Origin of the sequence: Sorangium sp. So ce394 (assembly GCF_051474665.1) — a bacterium.
Classification (GTDB): domain Bacteria; phylum Myxococcota_A; class Polyangia; order Polyangiales; family Polyangiaceae; genus Sorangium; species Sorangium cellulosum_D.
Window position 1 is genome coordinate 9,994,710 of record NZ_CP150339.1, and the last position, 16,464, is coordinate 10,011,173.

The 16,464-nt window shown below is 74.2% G+C and carries 14 protein-coding genes; 6 read left to right on the forward strand and 8 right to left on the reverse strand.

The window, feature by feature from the left end:
* Positions 1–30: 30 nt before the first annotated feature.
* The 4 genes from WMF33_RS36935 (at position 31) to WMF33_RS36950 (ending at position 4,677) form a co-directional block, all read left to right on the forward strand.
* The gene (locus WMF33_RS36935) at positions 31–1,626 is read left to right on the forward strand and encodes a serine/threonine-protein kinase (RefSeq protein WP_437333001.1); all 1,596 of its coding nucleotides are present in this window, start codon (positions 31–33) and stop codon (positions 1,624–1,626) included.
* A gap of 62 nt (positions 1,627–1,688) precedes the next feature.
* Complete coding sequence (locus WMF33_RS36940) at positions 1,689–2,630, forward strand: tetratricopeptide repeat protein (RefSeq protein WP_437333002.1); 942 nt, start codon at positions 1,689–1,691, stop codon at positions 2,628–2,630.
* A 250-nt stretch (positions 2,631–2,880) separates the two neighbouring features.
* Positions 2,881–3,306 carry a YciI family protein gene (locus WMF33_RS36945; protein ID WP_437333003.1) on the forward strand — a complete coding sequence of 142 codons (426 nt, stop codon included), beginning with the start codon at positions 2,881–2,883 and terminating at the stop codon, positions 3,304–3,306.
* A gap of 75 nt (positions 3,307–3,381) precedes the next feature.
* Positions 3,382–4,677, forward strand: a complete 1,296-nt coding sequence (locus WMF33_RS36950; protein ID WP_437333004.1) for an RNA polymerase sigma factor — start codon at positions 3,382–3,384, stop codon at positions 4,675–4,677.
* Between the two features lie 12 nt (positions 4,678–4,689).
* Here WMF33_RS36950 and WMF33_RS36955 read toward each other — a convergent pair whose 3' ends face one another.
* From WMF33_RS36955 to WMF33_RS36985, 7 genes are all read right to left on the reverse strand, one after another.
* Positions 4,690–5,505, reverse strand: a complete 816-nt coding sequence (locus WMF33_RS36955) for a Uma2 family endonuclease (RefSeq protein ID WP_437333005.1) — start codon at positions 5,503–5,505, stop codon at positions 4,690–4,692.
* 102 nt (positions 5,506–5,607) lie between these two features.
* Positions 5,608–6,939, reverse strand: coding sequence for an aminotransferase family protein (locus tag WMF33_RS36960; RefSeq protein ID WP_061622142.1), 1,332 nt, complete (start codon positions 6,937–6,939; stop codon positions 5,608–5,610).
* Between the two features lie 273 nt (positions 6,940–7,212).
* Positions 7,213–7,533 carry a hypothetical protein gene (locus WMF33_RS36965; protein ID WP_061622141.1) on the reverse strand — a complete coding sequence of 107 codons (321 nt, stop codon included), beginning with the start codon at positions 7,531–7,533 and terminating at the stop codon, positions 7,213–7,215.
* 259 nt (positions 7,534–7,792) lie between these two features.
* Positions 7,793–8,269 carry a MarR family winged helix-turn-helix transcriptional regulator gene (locus tag WMF33_RS36970; protein ID WP_437333006.1) on the reverse strand — a complete coding sequence of 159 codons (477 nt, stop codon included), beginning with the start codon at positions 8,267–8,269 and terminating at the stop codon, positions 7,793–7,795.
* A 97-nt stretch (positions 8,270–8,366) separates the two neighbouring features.
* Positions 8,367–9,800 carry a cytochrome P450 gene (locus WMF33_RS36975; protein WP_437333007.1) on the reverse strand — a complete coding sequence of 478 codons (1,434 nt, stop codon included), beginning with the start codon at positions 9,798–9,800 and terminating at the stop codon, positions 8,367–8,369.
* Positions 9,801–9,919: 119 nt separating this feature from the next.
* Complete coding sequence (gene thrS, locus WMF33_RS36980; protein ID WP_437333008.1) at positions 9,920–11,119, reverse strand: threonine--tRNA ligase; 1,200 nt, start codon at positions 11,117–11,119, stop codon at positions 9,920–9,922.
* A 206-nt stretch (positions 11,120–11,325) separates the two neighbouring features.
* On the reverse strand, positions 11,326–11,955 hold the full coding sequence (locus tag WMF33_RS36985; RefSeq protein ID WP_437333009.1) for a hypothetical protein: 630 nt from the start codon (positions 11,953–11,955) through the stop codon (positions 11,326–11,328).
* Between the two features lie 345 nt (positions 11,956–12,300).
* On the opposite strand from WMF33_RS36985, the gene WMF33_RS36990 reads away from it, so the two are divergent.
* The gene (locus WMF33_RS36990; protein WP_437333010.1) at positions 12,301–13,257 is read left to right on the forward strand and encodes a tetratricopeptide repeat protein; all 957 of its coding nucleotides are present in this window, start codon (positions 12,301–12,303) and stop codon (positions 13,255–13,257) included.
* A 16-nt stretch (positions 13,258–13,273) separates the two neighbouring features.
* On the opposite strand, the gene WMF33_RS36995 is transcribed toward WMF33_RS36990, so the two are convergent.
* Entirely contained in the window at positions 13,274–13,606 is a 333-nt protein-coding gene (locus tag WMF33_RS36995; RefSeq protein WP_020739491.1) for a transcriptional regulator, read from the reverse strand.
* A gap of 251 nt (positions 13,607–13,857) precedes the next feature.
* Between WMF33_RS36995 and WMF33_RS37000 the strand changes: the two genes are divergently transcribed.
* A complete protein-coding gene (locus WMF33_RS37000; RefSeq protein ID WP_437333011.1) occupies positions 13,858–16,416 on the forward strand; it encodes an alpha/beta fold hydrolase in 2,559 nt (852 codons plus the stop codon).
* The last annotated feature ends 48 nt before the right edge of the window (positions 16,417–16,464 follow it).

Sequence of the window (16,464 nt, forward strand, 5' to 3'; positions counted from 1 at the left end):
GCCACCGCGCGGCTACGCTCTCCACCCACCATGCCGCAGCAGCCCGCCGTCCCCTCCGGCGTCCCCGTGCCCGGCGACGTCCTCGCGGGCAAGTACCGCATCGAGCGCGTCCTCGGCGCGGGCGGCATGGGCGTGGTCCTCGCGGCGTGGCACCTCGTCCTGGAGCGCCGCGTCGCGGTCAAGTTCCTCCTCCCCGAGGCCGCGGCGCTCCCCGACGCCGGCGCCCGCTTCCTCCGCGAGGCCCGCGCCGCCGCTGCCCTCGACGGACAGCATATCGCGCGCGTCCTCGACGTGGGCACGCTCGACACGGGCGCGGCCTACATGGTGCTGGAGTACCTGACCGGCGACGATCTCGGCCACGTGCTCCAGACCCGCGGCCCCCTCCCGCTCGCCGACGCGGCCGACTACCTCCTTCAGGCCTGCGAGGCCATCGCCGAGGCCCACGCGCGCGGCATCATCCACCGCGACCTCAAGCCGAAGAACCTCTTCCTCACCCGCCGCCCCGACGGGACTCCCCTCCTCAAGGTCCTCGACTTCGGTCTATCGAAGTTCATCGCCACCGGCGATTCCGTCAAGGAGGCGAGCCTGACCGCGACCGGCCTCATCATGGGCTCCATCCATTACATGTCGCCCGAGCAGATCCGCAGCCTGAAGTTCGCGGATGTGCGCACGGACATCTGGGCCCTCGGCGTGATCCTGTATCGCATGCTCACGGGGCGGCACCCGTTCGAGGGCGACAGCGTCACCGCGGTCACGGCGGCCATCATGATGGACACGCCCGCCTCCGTCACGGCGCTGCGGCCGGACGTGCCCCCGGCCGTCGCGGCGCTCGTGAGCCGGTGCCTCGTGAAGGACCCGAACGCCCGCGTCCAGAGCGTGACCGAGATCGCCCGCGTGCTCGCGCCTTTCGGGACGCACCGCGCGAGGCTCGCGTTCGAGAGCATCGACCGGCTCCTGCCGGAGCCCGCGCCCCGCGCCGACTCCTCGCCGGCCGTGGCCGCGCCCACCGTGGCGGCCGGCGCGTTCACCGCGTCGTCGCCCTCGTGGGTCGGAGCGCCCGAGCACGCGACGACGGCCCCCATGCCGGCGCCTCCGCCGGGCACGCCGTCGTCGCCCGGCAGCGAGGCGGCGGAGACGGCGCACGCGACGCTGCCCCACGCCTCCTGGGGCAACACCACGCGGACGCGCACGCCGCGGAGCCGCGTGGCGCTGCTCGCCGGCGCCGCCGGCGCGTGCCTGCTGGCCGGGTTCGTCCTCGCGTGGCGGCTGACGGCCAACGGGCCGGTGGGCGACGGCGCGCCCGTGACCTCGATCGCATCGCCTGAGCCTCCTCCGGCGTCCCTCGTCGCCGCCGGCGCGGCGACGGCCGCGCCCGGCGCGCCCACCGTGGCGACGGCCGCGCCCTCCGCGGAGCCCACGGAGACCGCGGCCCCTGGGCAAGCGGTCAGCTCGGATCGCCCCGAGAGCGCCTCTGCCGGCCCCACGGCGAGGCCAGCGGCGTCTCCGACAGCGCCCGCCCCCAAGCCGAGCGCGAGCGCCGGGACCGCATCGCCACGTAAGCCAACACCGCGCCCGACGGCCGCCCCGCCGAAGAAGCCCGTGGATCCAGGAACGCTATGGAACTGACGAAGCAAGCAAGGGCTCGCGCGGCGGCGCGTGGCCTCCTGTCGTTCGCCCTCGTCTGCGCGATGAGCCGGGCGGCAGCCGCGCAGCCCACGAGCTCCAGAGCGGCCGACGCGCAGGCGCTCTTCGAGCAGGGCCGCGCGGCCCTGGAGGCGCGCGACTGCGTCCGTGCGATTCCGCTCTTCCGCAAGAGCCAGGAGCTGTATCCGGCTCGCGGCACCCTGTTCAACCTCGCGCAGTGCGAGGCCGAGCTCGGGCGGTTCGTCAGCGCAACGCAGCACTACAAGGAGCTCCTCACGCAGCTGACGCCCGGCGACCCCCGCCTCCCGATCACCCAGCAGCGCATCGCGGAGCTCGAGCCGCGCCTGCCCAAGCTGGTCGTGCAGGTCGCGGACGGCGCGCCGGCGCCCTCGGAGGTGGTCCTCGACCGGGCCGCGATGCCGCAGGCCAGCCTCGGCAGCGAGCTCCCGGTCGATCCCGGCGACCACGTGATCGTCGCGAGGTGGGCGGACGGCCGGCAGGCCGAGGCGCGCGTGTCGGTCGCGGAGGGCGCGCGCAAGGACGTGCGCCTCGAGCCGCCGCCGGTCGCCGCCGCGCCGCCGCCCCCGCTCCCCGTGTCCACCGCGCCGCAGGCCCCCTCGCCTCCCCCGGACGCCCCGCCGCCCCCCGCCTCCAGCGCGCGGCGGACGCTCGCGTTCGTGGTCGGCGGCGTCGGCGTCGCGGCCCTGGGCGGCAGCCTCATCACGGGCGGGCTCGCGATCGGCGCGAAGGGGGATCTCGAGAAGGAGTGCCCGGATCCTTCGCGGTGCAGCGACGAGGGCATGTCGCTGAGCTCCCGGGGCCAGACGCTCACCACCACGAGCACCGTGCTCGGCGCCATCGGCCTCGCCGGGCTCGGCGCCGGCCTGGTGCTCTTCTTGACGACGCCGGAGCAGGGCACCTCGGTCGCCCTCACGCCCGCGATCTTGCCGGGCGGCGGCGGCGCGCTGCTGCACAGCCGCTTCTAGCGAAACCCGGCAGCGCCGGCCACGGCACCCCGGAGAGAGGGCCGCTGGAGGCGGCGCTCGAGATCCCGGTCGGGAGCCGGCCGCCGGAGCGCGAAAAATTCAATAGGTTCGCCGACTTATCATCATCCGCAAAAAAGATCGCCCCGCGTGTCGATCTTGCCCCTTCCGGTTCGTCGCGTCGGTAGAGCCAGGGACGCACCCCTGCCGGAGCCCGGAAGCCCGGCTCCCCACGGAAGCAAGGAGAACGACCATGCGATTCATGATCCTGATCAAGGCCACCAAGGACAGCGAAGCGGGCGTCATGCCGAGCGAGCAGCTCCTCACCGAGATGGGGAAGTTCAACGAGGAGCTGGTGAAGGCTGGCGTGATGGTCGCGGGCGACGGGCTCCACCCGAGCGCGAAGGGCGCGCGCGTCAGGTTCTCCGGCGACAAGCGGACCGTGATCGACGGGCCCTTCGCCGAGACCAAGGAGCTGATCGCGGGCTTCTGGATCTGGGAGGTGAAGTCGAAGGAAGAAGCCATCGAGTGGGTGAAGCGCTGCCCCAACCCCATGTACGAGGACTCCGAGATCGAGATCCGCCAGGTGTTCACGGCGGACGACTTCGGCCCCGCGCTCACGCCCGAGCTCCGGGAGCAGGAGGATCGCCTGCGGGCGCAGGTCGAGGCGAAGAAGTAGCCACGGCGCGCCCGGGGGGATCGCGGCGGCCGAGGGGGCTTGCGCCGGCGGAGGAAGCTGCTCTGATCGGTCGCCGTGACGGCTCCCGACGCGCATCGCGCGATCCACGCGGTCTTCCGGATCGAGTCGGCCAGGCTCATCGCCGGCCTCACGCGGATGGTGCGCGACGTCGGCCTCGCCGAGGAGCTCGCGCAGGACGCGCTCGTCGCCGCGCTCGAGCGGTGGCCGGAGTCGGGCGTCCCGGACAACCCGGGCGCGTGGCTCATGGCCACCGCGAAGCGCCGCGCGATCGACGAGCTCCGCCGGAGCAAGCTGCTCGAGAGGAAGCACGAGGAGCTCGGCCACGAGATCGAGGCCCAGCGCGCGATGGCCGCGCCCGATCCGGACGCCGCGCTCGACGACGACGTGGGCGACGACCTCCTGCGCCTCGTGTTCACCGCCTGCCACCCGGTCCTCTCCACCGAGGCGCAGGTGGCGCTCACGCTCCGCCTGCTCGGAGGCCTGACGACCGAGGAGATCGCGCGCGCGTTCCTGGTCCCGGAGCCGACCGTCGCCCAGCGCATCGTCCGGGCCAAGCGGACCCTCGCCGAGGCGCGCGTCCCCTTCGAGGTCCCCCGCGGGGCCGAGCTCGCGCCCCGGCTGTCCTCGGTGCTCCAGGTCGTCTACCTCATCTTCAACGAGGGCTACGCGGCGACCGCCGGCGACGACTGGATGCGCCCTGCCCTCTGCGAGGACGCGCTCCGCCTCGGCCGCATCCTGGCCGAGCTCGTCCCGAAGGAGCCGGAGGTCCACGGCCTGGCCGCGCTCATGGAGATCCAGGCGTCGCGCGCGAGGGCGCGGGTCGGCCCGTCGGGCGAGCCCATCCTGCTCCTGGATCAGAACCGCGCCCTCTGGGATCACCTCCTGATCCGCCGCGGCCTCGCCGCGCTGGAGCGCGCCGAGCAGCTCGGCGGCGCGCGGGGGCCCTACGCGCTCCAGGCCGCGATCGCCGCCTGCCACGCGCGGGCGCGCGCCGCGGCCGAGACCGACTGGGCGCGCATCGCGGCGCTCTACGCGGCGCTCGCCCAGGTCACGCCGTCGCCCGTGGTCGAGCTCAACCGCGCCGTCGCGCTCTCGATGGCGTTCGGCCCGGCCGCGGGCCTCGCCGTGGTCGACGCGCTGACCTCGGAGCGCGCCCTCGAGAGCTACCACCTCCTGCCGAGCGTGCGCGGCGACCTCCTCGCGAAGCTCGGCCGCCTCGACGAGGCGCGCGTCGAGTTCGAGCGCGCCGCGTCGCTCACGCGCAACGCGCGCGAGCGCGAGCTGCTCCTCGGGCGCGCCGCCGCGTGCGCGCCCGGCTCGGCGCCGCCGCCGGCCCCCTCGGGCCGGTGACGGCCGCCGGCGTCACCCGCGCTCCACCGCCGCCGCGAACGCTGCGCCGCTCGCCGCCGTCGCCGCGCTCGTCAGCCAGCGCCCGAGCGCCGCCGGGTCCTCGCACGCGAGCACCCGGGCCTGCACCGCCTCGGGCACCGCGATCCCCCGCGCGGAGAGCACCGCGAGGATCGCGCGCGCGTGGGTGCGCGCCCGCACCCACTCGTCCGTGAACCGCGACGCTTCGCGCTCCTCGAACAGCGCCGCGACCGGCACGGCGCCGAGGCCGTGCTTGTCCAGCTCCGGCAGGAGCGGCACCTCGGCGCCCGGCCGGTAGGTGATCGACGCCGTCCCCGGCCGCACGACCTCGAGCTCCCGCCGCTCCGCGTGCGCGATCCAGACCCAGGGCCACTCGTGCTCCAGGTACAGCTTCACCTTCTCCTCGAGGTAGCGCTTCGACTGGGTGCCCCGGATCTCCACGGCCAGCACCGGCGTGCCGCGGTAGGCGTCGTTCCGCGGCGACGAGAGGTCGCCCACGAGCACCACGTCCGGCGCCCGGAGCGAGGGCCCCGCCGGGTCGCTGAGGTCGCAGTACACGTCGGTCATCACCGTGAACCCCTCGCGCGCGTGCGTGCGGAAGAGGGCAGCGAGGAGGGCCATCACGATGCCGTGGATATCCTTGCTGCCCATCTGCTCGATCAGCTCCCCGCGGTGCAGCTCCCACGGGCTGCCGTCGTAACAGTCGTCGGGCGTACCCAGCCGGCGGCCGGTCGGCCCGAAGTCCCGCAGCTCGATCGGCCCCGTGTTCCGGGGCGGACGGGTCGGGATGCCGTTCCAACGTGCGGTCATGCCCGCAAGCATAGCACGCCAGTCCCCTGGCCCGCGGGGGGCCGCGCCGGCCCGGGCCAGGCCGCCCGACCGCCCCGCGGGCCGCCTGGCCCTCGGGGCGCCTCAGGCCGAGAGCTTCTGATCGGCGACGTCGAGCGCCGCGTCGAGCGCCGCGATCCCCTCCTCGATCTCCGCCTCGCTGATGATGAGCGGCGGCGCCACGAGCAGGTGGCTCACCCACCCCATGAGCGACACCCCGCGCTTCGCCGCCTCGGCGACCACCGCGTCGACCACCAGGGGCCGCCGAGCCGCCTTGTCCTGCGGCACGTTGAACGGCTCCTTCGTCGCGCGGTCCTTCACGAGCTCCACCGCCCAGAACAGGCCGATCCCGCGCACATCGCCGATCGAGGGGTGCTTCTCCTTGAGGGCGCGGAGCTTCTCGCCCACGATCTCTCCCATCTTCGTCGCGCGGTTCAGGAGGTCGAGCCGCCGATACTCGTCGATCGCGGCGACCACCGGGGCCAGCGTGAGGGGGTGGGCCTCGTAGGTGTGGCCGTGGGCGAACATGTTGTCATCGAAGTAGTCCGCGATCGCGCGCGAGGTCGCCACCACCCCGAGCGGCGCGGCCGCGTTCGTCACGCCCTTCGCGGTCGTCAGGATGTCCGGCACCACCCCCCAGTGATCGACCGCAAACCACTTTCCGGTCCTTCCCCACCCGCTCATCACCTCGTCCGCGATGAGGAGCACGCCCCGCTTTCGCGCGACCTCGGCGATCCGCGGCAGGTACTCGGCCGGCGGGATGAGGACGCCGTTCGTGCCCACGATCGGCTCGACCAGCACCGCCGCCACGTTCTCCTCGTGGTCGATCATGTAAGCCAGGTAGTCGGCGCACGCGACGCCGCACTCGGGATAGCTCCGGCCGAGCGGGCAGCGATAGCAGTTCACCTCCGGGCCGAACACAACGCCCGGGATCTTGCCGGCCGGCTCGATGAACCAGCGGCGAAAGTCGCCGGTCGCCGCGACCGAGCCCGCCGTCGAGCCGTGGTACGACGTATAGCGCGCGATGATCTTGTGCTTGCCCGTGTAGAGCCGCGCCATCTTGATCGCCGCCTCGTTCGCCTCGGTGCCCGACGTCGCGAAGAAGAACTTGTCGAGCCCCTTCGGCATCACCTCCAGGAGCTTCTGCGCCGCCCGGACCCGCACCTCGCACGTGTGCGCCGGGCTGATGTAGGCGAGCTGCCGCGCCTGCGCGCAAATCGCCTCGATCACGGCCTCGTTCTGGTGTCCGAGGTTCGAGCAGATGAGCTGCGAGGACAGGTCCAGATAGCGCTTGCCGGACGCATCCCAGAACGCGCAGCCCTCCGCGCGGGTGACGTGGATCGGCTTCCAGCCGCGCTGAGCGCGCCAGGTGCCGTACGTGTGCTTCGTGGTCAGCTCAACGATGTCATCGCTCATGGTAGCCTTCGCGGTTCGAGGAGGTGCCCAGCGTAGTGGGTGATCCCACCCCCCCGCACGCGAATTTCCCGGCGCCGCTCGCCCGGCTCCCACGCGCCTCGCCCCGAGATTCCGCGCGGCGCCTCGCCGCCTCTGCCGCGATGTCCGGACAGCACGAGAGCGCTCGCGGCGCCGCGACATCGCATAACGAGGACGTCCGTGATCCGTCCTTGTCGCCTCGCCTGCACGTCGGCTGTCCTCTCCATCGCGGACAGCGATCGCCTCGACGCGGCCTCAGCCGGCGGCCCCGCCCTCGGCGCGCGCCACGTCCCGCAGGCGCGCGACGCGGTACTCCAGCCGGGAGATGACCTCCTCCTTCGTCGCGCCCTCGCCCACATCCATCAGCACCTTCTGGCACATCGCGCACATCTGCAGGAGGTGGGAGCGGAGCTCCTCGGGGGTGCACGCCCCCTTCCTGAGCTCGTCGAGCCGCCGCGCGAGGCCCTCCTTCTCGCGGCCCGCCTCCGATGGATCGCCGGCCGCCGCCGGATCGTTCCAGCGCGCCGCGCTGGCCTCGCACAGGAAACACGCACCTTCGATGGGTTTCTGCAGCATGGCTCTCCTCGTACAGTAGGTGTGTAAGGACAATCTGGAGCCGCTCGCCCGGATCACAAGCCGGCCCTGCATCTCCGGGCCTGGATCCCTCGCCGATAGCGGGCGAGCGCGGCGTGGCGACGGGCCGATCCACCGCCGGCTCAGGTCGAAGCGAGCTGATCGTCTCCGCGCGGGTCGGGGGCTGCTCGAAGGACGTGGGCGCGAAGAGCGCCGCCCGCTCGCGGATTCGCACGAACGGACTCGAGGGCGCGTGCGAGCTTCATTTCTCTCTCCTCCTTATCGAGGGCACAGGCGTGTCGTCGATCTCGAGATTGCCGATCATGTCGGCGAGGACACGCCTCGTCGTCTCCAGCTCCGCGGCCGGGATGCCCCGCGTCGCGCGGCGCTCCACCTCGACCACCACGTCCTGGGCCCAGTCGTACTCCGCGCTCTGACGTGTGCAGCGCACGCGGAACGCGCGCGCGTCGCTCTCGTCGGGGGTCCGCTCGACGAGCCCCTTCCTTTCGAGGCGGCCGACGAGGGCCGAGAGCGACGCGGCCGTGATCTGCAGCCGCTCGGCGAGCTCGCGCTGGGTGAGCCCCACGCGCTCTCCGAGCAACGCGCCGATCAGGCGGAACTCCGCGAGCGTGACCCCCCGCGCGGCGAGGCGCTCCTGGATCAGCTGCAAGGCGGTGCGATCCACGCGAGCGATCCGCGCGAGCAGCAGCGTGGTGAAGACGGTCAGCGTGTCGGTCACCCCCAATAGTTAGTAAGGCTAACTAACATCGTCAAGCGGGTTCGCACGGCCGGCGAGACCCCTCGCCGGCCGGAGTGCGCGGCGAGGGGGGCCCCGCTCAGGAGAAGCCCATAGGGCACCGCGCTGCGGGCCCCGACGCGACGCCCTGAAGGGCCGGATCCGCCTGGCTGCCCTCCGCCGCCGCGCCGCCGTCCTCCGTCCTGGGCCTCTCCCGCTCGCCCTCCAGGATCATCGCCATGCCCCCGCTCGGCCCCATGGTGAGCCCGCGGCGCACGTGCTGGATGGGCGCCTGACTCTCGAGCCGGAGCCGGTATCTCCCGAGGATCGTGCCGAGGACGACCTTCATCTCGTACATCGCGAACGCCGCACCCAGGCACCGGCGCGCGCCGCCGCCGAAGGCGATGAACTCGAACGGAGAGAACTTCCGATCGAGGAAGCGGGAGGGGCGAAACCGCTCGGGCGACGGGTAGAGATCCTCGCGGCCGTGCAGGAGCAGCGGTGAGGCGGCGACGGACTCGCCGGCCGGGATGGTGTAGCGCCCGAGCTGGAAAGGCCTCTTCGCGACGCGGCCGACGTCGACCACCGGCGGGTGGATGCGCAGCGCCTCGAGACACACCGCCTCCAGGTACGGCAGCGACGCGAGCGCGTCCGGCGCGGGCGACGGGCCGAGCGCGTCGATCTCGGCGCGGAGGCGCGCGAGCACGGCGGGCTCGCGGTGCAGCCAGTACATCGCCCACCCGAGCGACATGGCCGTCGTCTCGTGGCCCGCGAACAAGAGCGCGCGGAGCTGATCCGCGATCTCGGCGTCGCTCATGCCCCCGCCGTCGTCGTGCCGGGCGCTCATCATCAGGCCCAGGATGTCCGGCGAGGCGTCCTCCGCCGCGCGCCTCCGCTGGACCTCCTCGACCAGCAGCGCGTCGAGCGCCCTGGCCGCGCGCCGGTTGCGCGCATAAGGGCCGAAGCCGCCGAACTCACGCCGGAGCGCGGGGAGGACGAAGAAGCTCGGGCTCAGCGAGTCGATGAGCGCGAGCACGGCCAGGCGGGTCCGCCCGACGCGCTCCTCGCCCTTCACGCCGAAGACCACGCGGACGATCACGTCGAGCGCGATCGCCTGGGTCGCCGCGAGCATCGAGAACGAGCGCCCCGGGCGCCACCGCGACGCCTCGCCCAGGCTGATGTCCGCGATCGCTTCGCCATAACCGCGCATCGCGCCGGCGCCGAACGGCGGCCCGAGCAGCTTCCGATCGCGCCGGTGCCGGGCGCCCGTCGTCACGACCACCGAGCTCGTCCCGAAGACCGGCTCGGCCAGCGCGGCGGCCCAGACCCCGAACGTGTCGGGGTCGGCCGTGTAGATCGCGCGGATCGCCTCCGGATCGCCCGTGATGGTCAGCATCCCGTTCGGAGATTTCACGCGGAACGTCGGGCCGTGCTCGGCGGCGTAGCGCTTGAAGACGGGCTCGGAGGAGATGAATCCAGAGCGGATGTAGTCCACGAGGCTGAACGACTTCGGGCCGGGCGGCAGAGATCCCATGTTGCTCCGTGGGTGAGGTGAGGGTCGTCGTGCGGATCCCCGGGCCGGGAGAGCAGGGCTCCGGGGATCCGTACGACACGCGCGCCGGCGCCTGGTTCCGGGAGATCGCCGGCGCGCGCTCAGGCCTGCGGCTCACACCGCCGCACGACCTCGACGACAGCCTCGTCGAGCGGGAGCTCGCGCTGCTGTCCGCCCTCGCGCTCCCGGAGCGCCACGGAGCGGCGCTCGGCCTCGCGCTTGCCCACCACCGCGACCAGGGGGATCGAGGCGGCGTGCGCGAGGGCGATCTTCCGCGACAGCGTATCGTCGCCCGCGTCGAGGATCGCGCGCACCCCCTTTTGCCGGAGGCGCTCGAGAACCTCGTCGGCATAGGCGCGCTGCGCGTCTGTCACCGGCACCACGACGACCTGCTCGGGAGATAGCCAGAGCGGCAGCGCGCCCCGGTAATGTTCGAGCAGGATGCCGAGGAAGCGCTCCACGCTGCCGAACAGCGCGCGGTGGAGGATCGCTGGTCGCCGTCGCGCGCCCGAGGCGTCGACATAGGTGATGTCGAAGCGCTCCGGCAGCACGAGATCGAGCTGGATCGTCCCGCATTGCCAGCTCCGCCCGAGCCGGTCGCGCAGCACGAACTCGAGCTTGGGCCCGTAGAAGGCCCCCTCCCCGGGCTGGAGGCGGTACTGGAGCCCCGCGCTCCGCGCCGCGGCGGAGAGCGCCGCCTCCGCCCGGTCCCACACGGCGTCGCTCCCGTAGCGCTCGGCGGGGCGCGTCGAGAAGCCGACCGCCATGTCGTGGAAGCCGAAGCCGGCATAGAAGTCGCGCAGCGCGCTCGCGAAACGCACGACCTCGGCCTCGACCTGCTCCTCGACACAGAAGATGTGGCCGTCGTCCTGCGTGAACTGCCGCAGCCGGAACAGGCCGTGCAGCGTGCCGCTCGGCTCGTCCCTATGCACCATGCCGAGCTCGCCGATCCGGAGCGGCAGATCCCGGTACGACGGCGCCATGCGCGCCACGATCTGCATGTGACCCGGGCAGTTCACGGGCTTGATCGCGGCGGCGTGATCCTCCTCGGACAGCCGAAACATGTTCGAGGAGAAGTTGTCCCAGTGGCCGCTCGCCTTCCAGATCGCCTGCCGCAGGATCAGCGGCGTGCGGACCTCTCGATAGCTGTCGCGCATCATCTGGCGCCGGACCGCCTCCTCGAGGAGGCGATAGAGCGTGAAGCCGCGCGCGTGCCAGAACACCATGCCAGGCGCCTCCTCCTGGAGGTGGAACAGATCGAGGCGCTGGCCCAGATAACGATGATCGTCTTCGTCGAGCATGTCAGTCTCCGTCGGCGGTGGCCGGGCCAGACGGAGCGCTGAAAAGCGACGTGCCCCGTCCGGAGTCCGGCGGGGCTTGGTGTCTCGTGGTTCGTCAGCTCATCGCATGCACACGAGAACCATCCCGCCGGTGCGGGTAGTGGTCGTCGTGGTCGCGGTGAGGCGGGAGCTCACGAGGGGAGTTTTATCGCGGTGACCTGGGCTCGTCAAGCGGGACGTCCGTGCGCGTTTCGTGCTCCGGGCGCGTCCCGCGCGACCTCGGGGCTGGCCGGCCGGCCGGCGAGGGCGCGGGAGAGGAGCACCGCCCCGGTGAAGAGGTAACCCGAGCAGGACCGGAAGACGTCGTAAGAGCGGCCGATGAACGGAACGTTCCGCAGGATGTCCGCGACGCGCCAGATCTCCTCGTGACGCGTGATCCTGAAGCTCTCGCCTCCATCGATCAGGTCGAACTCGTACGTCAGGATCACCCGCATCGGGTACGCGCAGCGCGGGAACAGCCTCAGGTAGAGGGTGCCGTCGACGACGGCGCGGCCCGCGTCGCGCGGCGCGCAGAGCCGGACGCTCACTTGCGAGACGTCGAGGTCGAAGCGGGGACCGCCGCGCGCTCCGGAGAGGTCGACCTGGTACGTCTCGACGCCGCGCACGCGCCGCCACGGACCGACGAACTCGATGCCAGGGGCGAGGTAGGGATAAACCTCCTTCTCCAGCGTCGCGCCCGGAACGCTCGTGTCGTACATGAGGAGCGAAAGGCGCCTGAAGCGGTCCTCGAGGTCGTCGAGCCCGAGGCGCGGCATCGAGGGCATCGTGAACGGGAGGCAGTTCACCTTTGTCGCCATGTCGTGACTCTCCATCTCGGTGCGTTCCCCGCCCGGTGTGAAGGGACGGCGCGGACGGGGAAGATGAAGGCCGAGACGCAATGGACGGGCCGAGGCGGAGCGCGCTCCGGCGCGTGCGCGGCGGCGCGTCGCCCCGCCCGGCGCGCCGCGTGTGGTCCGCCGCGCACGGCGCTCGAAAGGCCCAGATCTCCGCGCGGCAGCAGGGCGAGAATCGGCGCGCTCGCCGCCGATTGGCCTGGTCGCGGGGGCGTCCGCCGCTATCTTCCCGCGCCGTTCGGCTCGCGAGGGGCGCGGCGCTTCGCGCCCTCTGCAGCCGGTGAGTCACGAGGAGAGGGAGTGTCACGGGTGCTGGAGAGCGCAGCGAGGGCCGCCGGGAGGTTCACGGAGCCGCGCAGGGCGGCGGCGCGGCGGCTCGCCGCCCTCGCGGCCGTCGCCCTCGCCTCGGCGGGGTGCATCGCGCGGGGGGCGCCGGCGCGCGCCGGCCATGGAGACGCGGGCGCGGCGGCGCCGGCGCGCGCCGGCCATGGAGACGCGGGCGCGGCGGCGGAGCGGCTCTTCCGTGAGGCGGAGTCGCTGGCGAGCCGCCGCCGCGCGATCGGCGTGCAGCTCTTCGTGCTCGACGAGGCCGCGGAGGCCGGCGCCGCGGGCGAGCGCGCCGAGGCCCGGCGGGCGGCGCTCGAGGCGGAGGCCGCGCGGGCGCTCTCGAGGACCGTCGCGGCCTACGCCGCGCTCGTCGACGCGCCGGCGCTGCGCGCGGCGGAGCAGCGGCCCTCGGCGCTCCTCAAGCTCGCGCAGGCGCTCCAGGACAGCGGGGACCTGCGCGGCGCCGAGGCGCGGCTGCGCCAGCTCGCCGGCGAGCACCCGGCGTCGCGCGAGGCGCCCGAGGCCCACCTCGCGCTGGCCAACCTCGCGTTCGCGGCGGGGCGCCTCGACGAGGCCGTGAGCGCCTGCGACGCCGCCCTCCGCGGCGCCGCGGGCGCGGCGCTGCGAAAGCGCGCGCTCTACGTGAAGTCGTGGAGCCTGCGGGGGCTCGGCCGCGGGGGCGCCGTCGAGGAGGCGATGGAGGCGCTGCGCGCCATCGTGCAGCTCGGCCCCGCGCGCGCGGGCTCGCCGGAGGCGACGATCGACGAGGCCGCGGAGCGCGAGCTCGTCGAGCTCTACGCGGCGCACGGCGATCCCGCCCGCGCCCGCGCGTTCTTCGCGGGCGCGGGCGAGCGCGCGGGCCCGCGCCTGCTCGGCGAGGTGGAGGCCCGCGCCGCGCGGCGGCCGCGCCCCGAGGCGCTCGATCGGCCGACGCTGTGAGCGGCCGCGGGGAGGGTCACCCTTCGCCCGCGTCGACGCGGAACCGCGGCGCCTCGATGCGCTCCCCGCGGCACGCCGGGCAGCGGCTCGGCTTCGCCAGCGAGCGCCGCTCGTCGAACGCGTAGCCGCACCGCAGGCAGCGCGCCGGCGCGATCGAGAGCCGCTCGCCGCGGGCGCGCAGCGAGCGCGCGAGGTGCTCGAGGTGCGGCGTCACGTCGCGCTCGCGCAGCCCGACGCGCGCGGAGAGCTCCCACGCGGTCGCGGCGCCCCTGCGCAGCTCCTCCAAGAGCGTCTGCCGCACCGTCTCCGACCGGGGCGCTGGGCTCGGCGGTGGCTTCGACTTGCTCATACAATTCCAGATCGTGACACCGCGGCTGCGCCGGTCCACCGCCGGCGCTGTGCCCCGCGCGCGGCGAGCGGTCCTCTGCTGGGCGCCGGGCGCCGGGCGCCGGGCCCGCGCCGCGCGTCGGCGCGGCGCGGCCGGGACAGACGGGCTCCGTCTCGCGACGGCAGCGGCGCAGCGCGGCGCGACAGAGCCCGCGCCGCCATTGCGCGGAACACTCCTCGCACGGAGAATGCCGCTCCGGAGAACCGCAGCGCATGATCCCGTGCCCGTCCGAAGACGCCCTGGCCGCCTGGCTCGAGGGCCGCCTCCCGCACGAGGCCACGGCGACCCTGCGCGCGCACGTCGACGGCTGCGCCGACTGCCGCGCCGCGATCTCGGCGCGCCCGAGCGAGAGCGACGTGGGCGCGCCGCTCCTGCTCCCCTCGACGGAGCACCGCGCCGGCGAGGCCGAGCCGCCGCCGTCGTCCTCGGAGCCGTGGGCGCCGCCCTCGACCTTCGACGATTACCGCGTGGTCAGGCCGCTCGGCCGCGGGGGCATGGGGCAGGTGTACCTCGCCCACGACGAGGTCCTCGACCGGCCCGTCGCGCTCAAGTTCGTCGCCGCGGACAACCCCGATCCGAGGACCATCGAGCGGCTGCGCGTCGAGGCCCGCGCGATCGCGCGCCTCCAGCACCCCAACGTCGTCGCCGTCTTCCGGATCGGCGAGGTGCGCGGGCGGCCCTACATCGCCTACGAGTTCGTCGAGGGCGAGCCGCTCGAGCTGCTCCCGAAGCCGGTCCCGTGGCAGGCCGCGCTGCGCATCGCGCTCGGCCTCGCGCGCGGGCTCGCCGCGGCGCACCGGCGGGGCGTCCTGCACCGCGACATCAAGCCGGCGAACGTGATGCTCGACGCGAGCGGCGAGGTGAAGCTGCTCGATTTCGGGCTCGCCAAGCTCGTCGACCGGACCGCCGCCCGCGACGCGGGGCGGCGCGTCTCGTCGAGGCCCCCCGGCGCGCCCGCGCGCCGGCCGCTCTCGGACGTGTCGGCGTTGACGACCGCGATCCTCACGGAGCCCGACGCGCCCCCCGCGCTCGAGGCCGCCGGCCTGACCCACGGCGGCACGATGATGGGTACGCCGCTCTACCTCGCGCCGGAGCTCTGGGCCGGGACCGCCGGCACGCTCCAGTCCGACGTCTACGCGCTCGGGCTGGTCCTCTACGAGCTGTGCGTGGGCCGGCTGCCCCACGCCGGGCTCGACCTGCACGCCATCGCCAGCTGGGTGACGGCGCGCGCGCTCCCGCCGCTCCGCTCGCTCTGCCCCGACGTCCCGGAGATGCTCGCGGAGGTCATCGACCGCTGCGTCCTGCGCGATCCCGGGGCGCGCTTCGCGTCGGCCGAGGAGGTGCAGGCCGCGCTCGAGGAGACCGAGGCGCTCTGCCGCGCGTTCCAGATCGTGCGCTCCGGGCCCGCGTCCGCGGGGTCGCCGGAGACGGACGCGGACGTCGTGGGCGCCTCCTTCGCGCGCCTCGCGCCGCGCGCCGAGGAGCTCGTCTCGCGCTTCTACGAGCGGCTCTTCCACCGGGAGCCGGCGCTCCGGGCGCTGTTCCCGCCGGACATGCGCGAGCAGCGGCTCAAGCTCGCCGCGGCGCTGCAGCTCGTGATCGACAACCTGCGCGCGCCGGACAAGCTGATCGAGATGCTCGAGGCGCTCGGGCGCCGCCACGCCGCCTACGCGACGCTGCCCGAGCACTTCGACGCCGTGGGCCGGGCGCTGCTCGAGGCGCTCGAGGCGCTGGAAGGCGACGCGTGGACGCCCGCCACCGCGCGGGCGTGGGCGGGCGCGTACGCGCAGGTCGCCGAGGCGATGCGGCGCGGGCTCGAGGCCGCGCGGGGGACGGCGGTCTCCTCCGCGCGGGCGCCGGCGCCGCTGCTCGCGGCGGAGACCCGGTTCGCCACGAGCGCGGACGCGAGCCTGGCCTACAGGGCCGCGGGCGACGGGCCGCTCGATCTGGTGCTCGTCCAGGGGTGGGTGACGCACGTCGAGGCCGCGTGGGAGGACGCGCTCATGTCCCGGTTCTTCGCCGAGCTCGGCGCGGGGTCGCGGCTCATCGTGCTCGATCAGCGCGGCACCGGCATGAGCGAGCGCGAGGGCGCCGGCGCGCCCGCCGAGCAGCAGGCCGAGGATCTGCTCGCCGTCCTGGACGCGGCCGGCGTGGAGCGGGCGGCGCTCCTCGGCGTGGGGGGCGGCTTCGCGCCGTGCGCGCTGCTCGCGGCGGCGCACCCGGCGCGGGCGCGCGCGCTGATCGCGCTCGGCAGCGCGGCGCAGATGGCGGCCTGGCCCGGGTGCCTCTTCGGCCTCGCCGGCGAGGACGCCGAGGAGGCCGAGCGCGCGCTGCGGAGCGCCTGGGGCGAGCCGCTCTTCCTCGATCGCCTCGCCCCCTCGGCCGCCGAGGACGCCGCATTCCGGCGCTCCTGGGCCGCGTACCTGCGCCACGGCGCGAGCCCGAGCGGGGCGGCGCGCATGCTCCGGGCGCACGCGGCGGCCGACATCCGGTCGGCGCTGGGCCAGGTGAGCGTCCCGTCGCTGGTGCTGCACCGCGCCGGCGATCGGGCCGTCCCCGCGGCGGCCGGGCGCGATCTGGCCGGCCGCATCCGCGGCGCGCGCTACGTCGAGCTGCCGGGCGACGATCACCTGCCCTTCGTCGGCGCGTCGCGGCCGCTGCTCGCCGAGCTGCGGGCCTTCCTCGACGCAGAGGCCGCCGGGGGGAGCACCGTCGCGAGCTTCGTGCCGCCCGCGGCGCTCGGCACCTCCGGCGCCGCTTCCGGCGATTGACGCGTGACGCGCTGCCCCGAGCACGTCGCGAGTCGATGAACGTCCGTC

Coding starts and splice junctions, on each gene's coding strand:
- WMF33_RS36935 (WP_437333001.1), top strand. CDS start 31: ATGCCGCAGCAGCCCGCCGTCCCCTCCGGCGTCCCCGTGCCCGGCGAC.
- WMF33_RS36940 (WP_437333002.1), top strand. CDS start 1,689: ATGAGCCGGGCGGCAGCCGCGCAGCCCACGAGCTCCAGAGCGGCCGAC.
- WMF33_RS36945 (WP_437333003.1), top strand. CDS start 2,881: ATGCGATTCATGATCCTGATCAAGGCCACCAAGGACAGCGAAGCGGGC.
- WMF33_RS36955 (WP_437333005.1), bottom strand. CDS start 5,505: ATGACCGCACGTTGGAACGGCATCCCGACCCGTCCGCCCCGGAACACG.
- WMF33_RS36960 (WP_061622142.1), bottom strand. CDS start 6,939: ATGAGCGATGACATCGTTGAGCTGACCACGAAGCACACGTACGGCACC.
- WMF33_RS36965 (WP_061622141.1), bottom strand. CDS start 7,533: ATGCTGCAGAAACCCATCGAAGGTGCGTGTTTCCTGTGCGAGGCCAGC.
- WMF33_RS36975 (WP_437333007.1), bottom strand. CDS start 9,800: ATGGGATCTCTGCCGCCCGGCCCGAAGTCGTTCAGCCTCGTGGACTAC.
- thrS (WP_437333008.1), bottom strand. CDS start 11,119: ATGCTCGACGAAGACGATCATCGTTATCTGGGCCAGCGCCTCGATCTG.
- WMF33_RS36985 (WP_437333009.1), bottom strand. CDS start 11,955: ATGGCGACAAAGGTGAACTGCCTCCCGTTCACGATGCCCTCGATGCCG.
- WMF33_RS36995 (WP_020739491.1), bottom strand. CDS start 13,606: ATGAGCAAGTCGAAGCCACCGCCGAGCCCAGCGCCCCGGTCGGAGACG.
- WMF33_RS37000 (WP_437333011.1), top strand. CDS start 13,858: ATGATCCCGTGCCCGTCCGAAGACGCCCTGGCCGCCTGGCTCGAGGGC.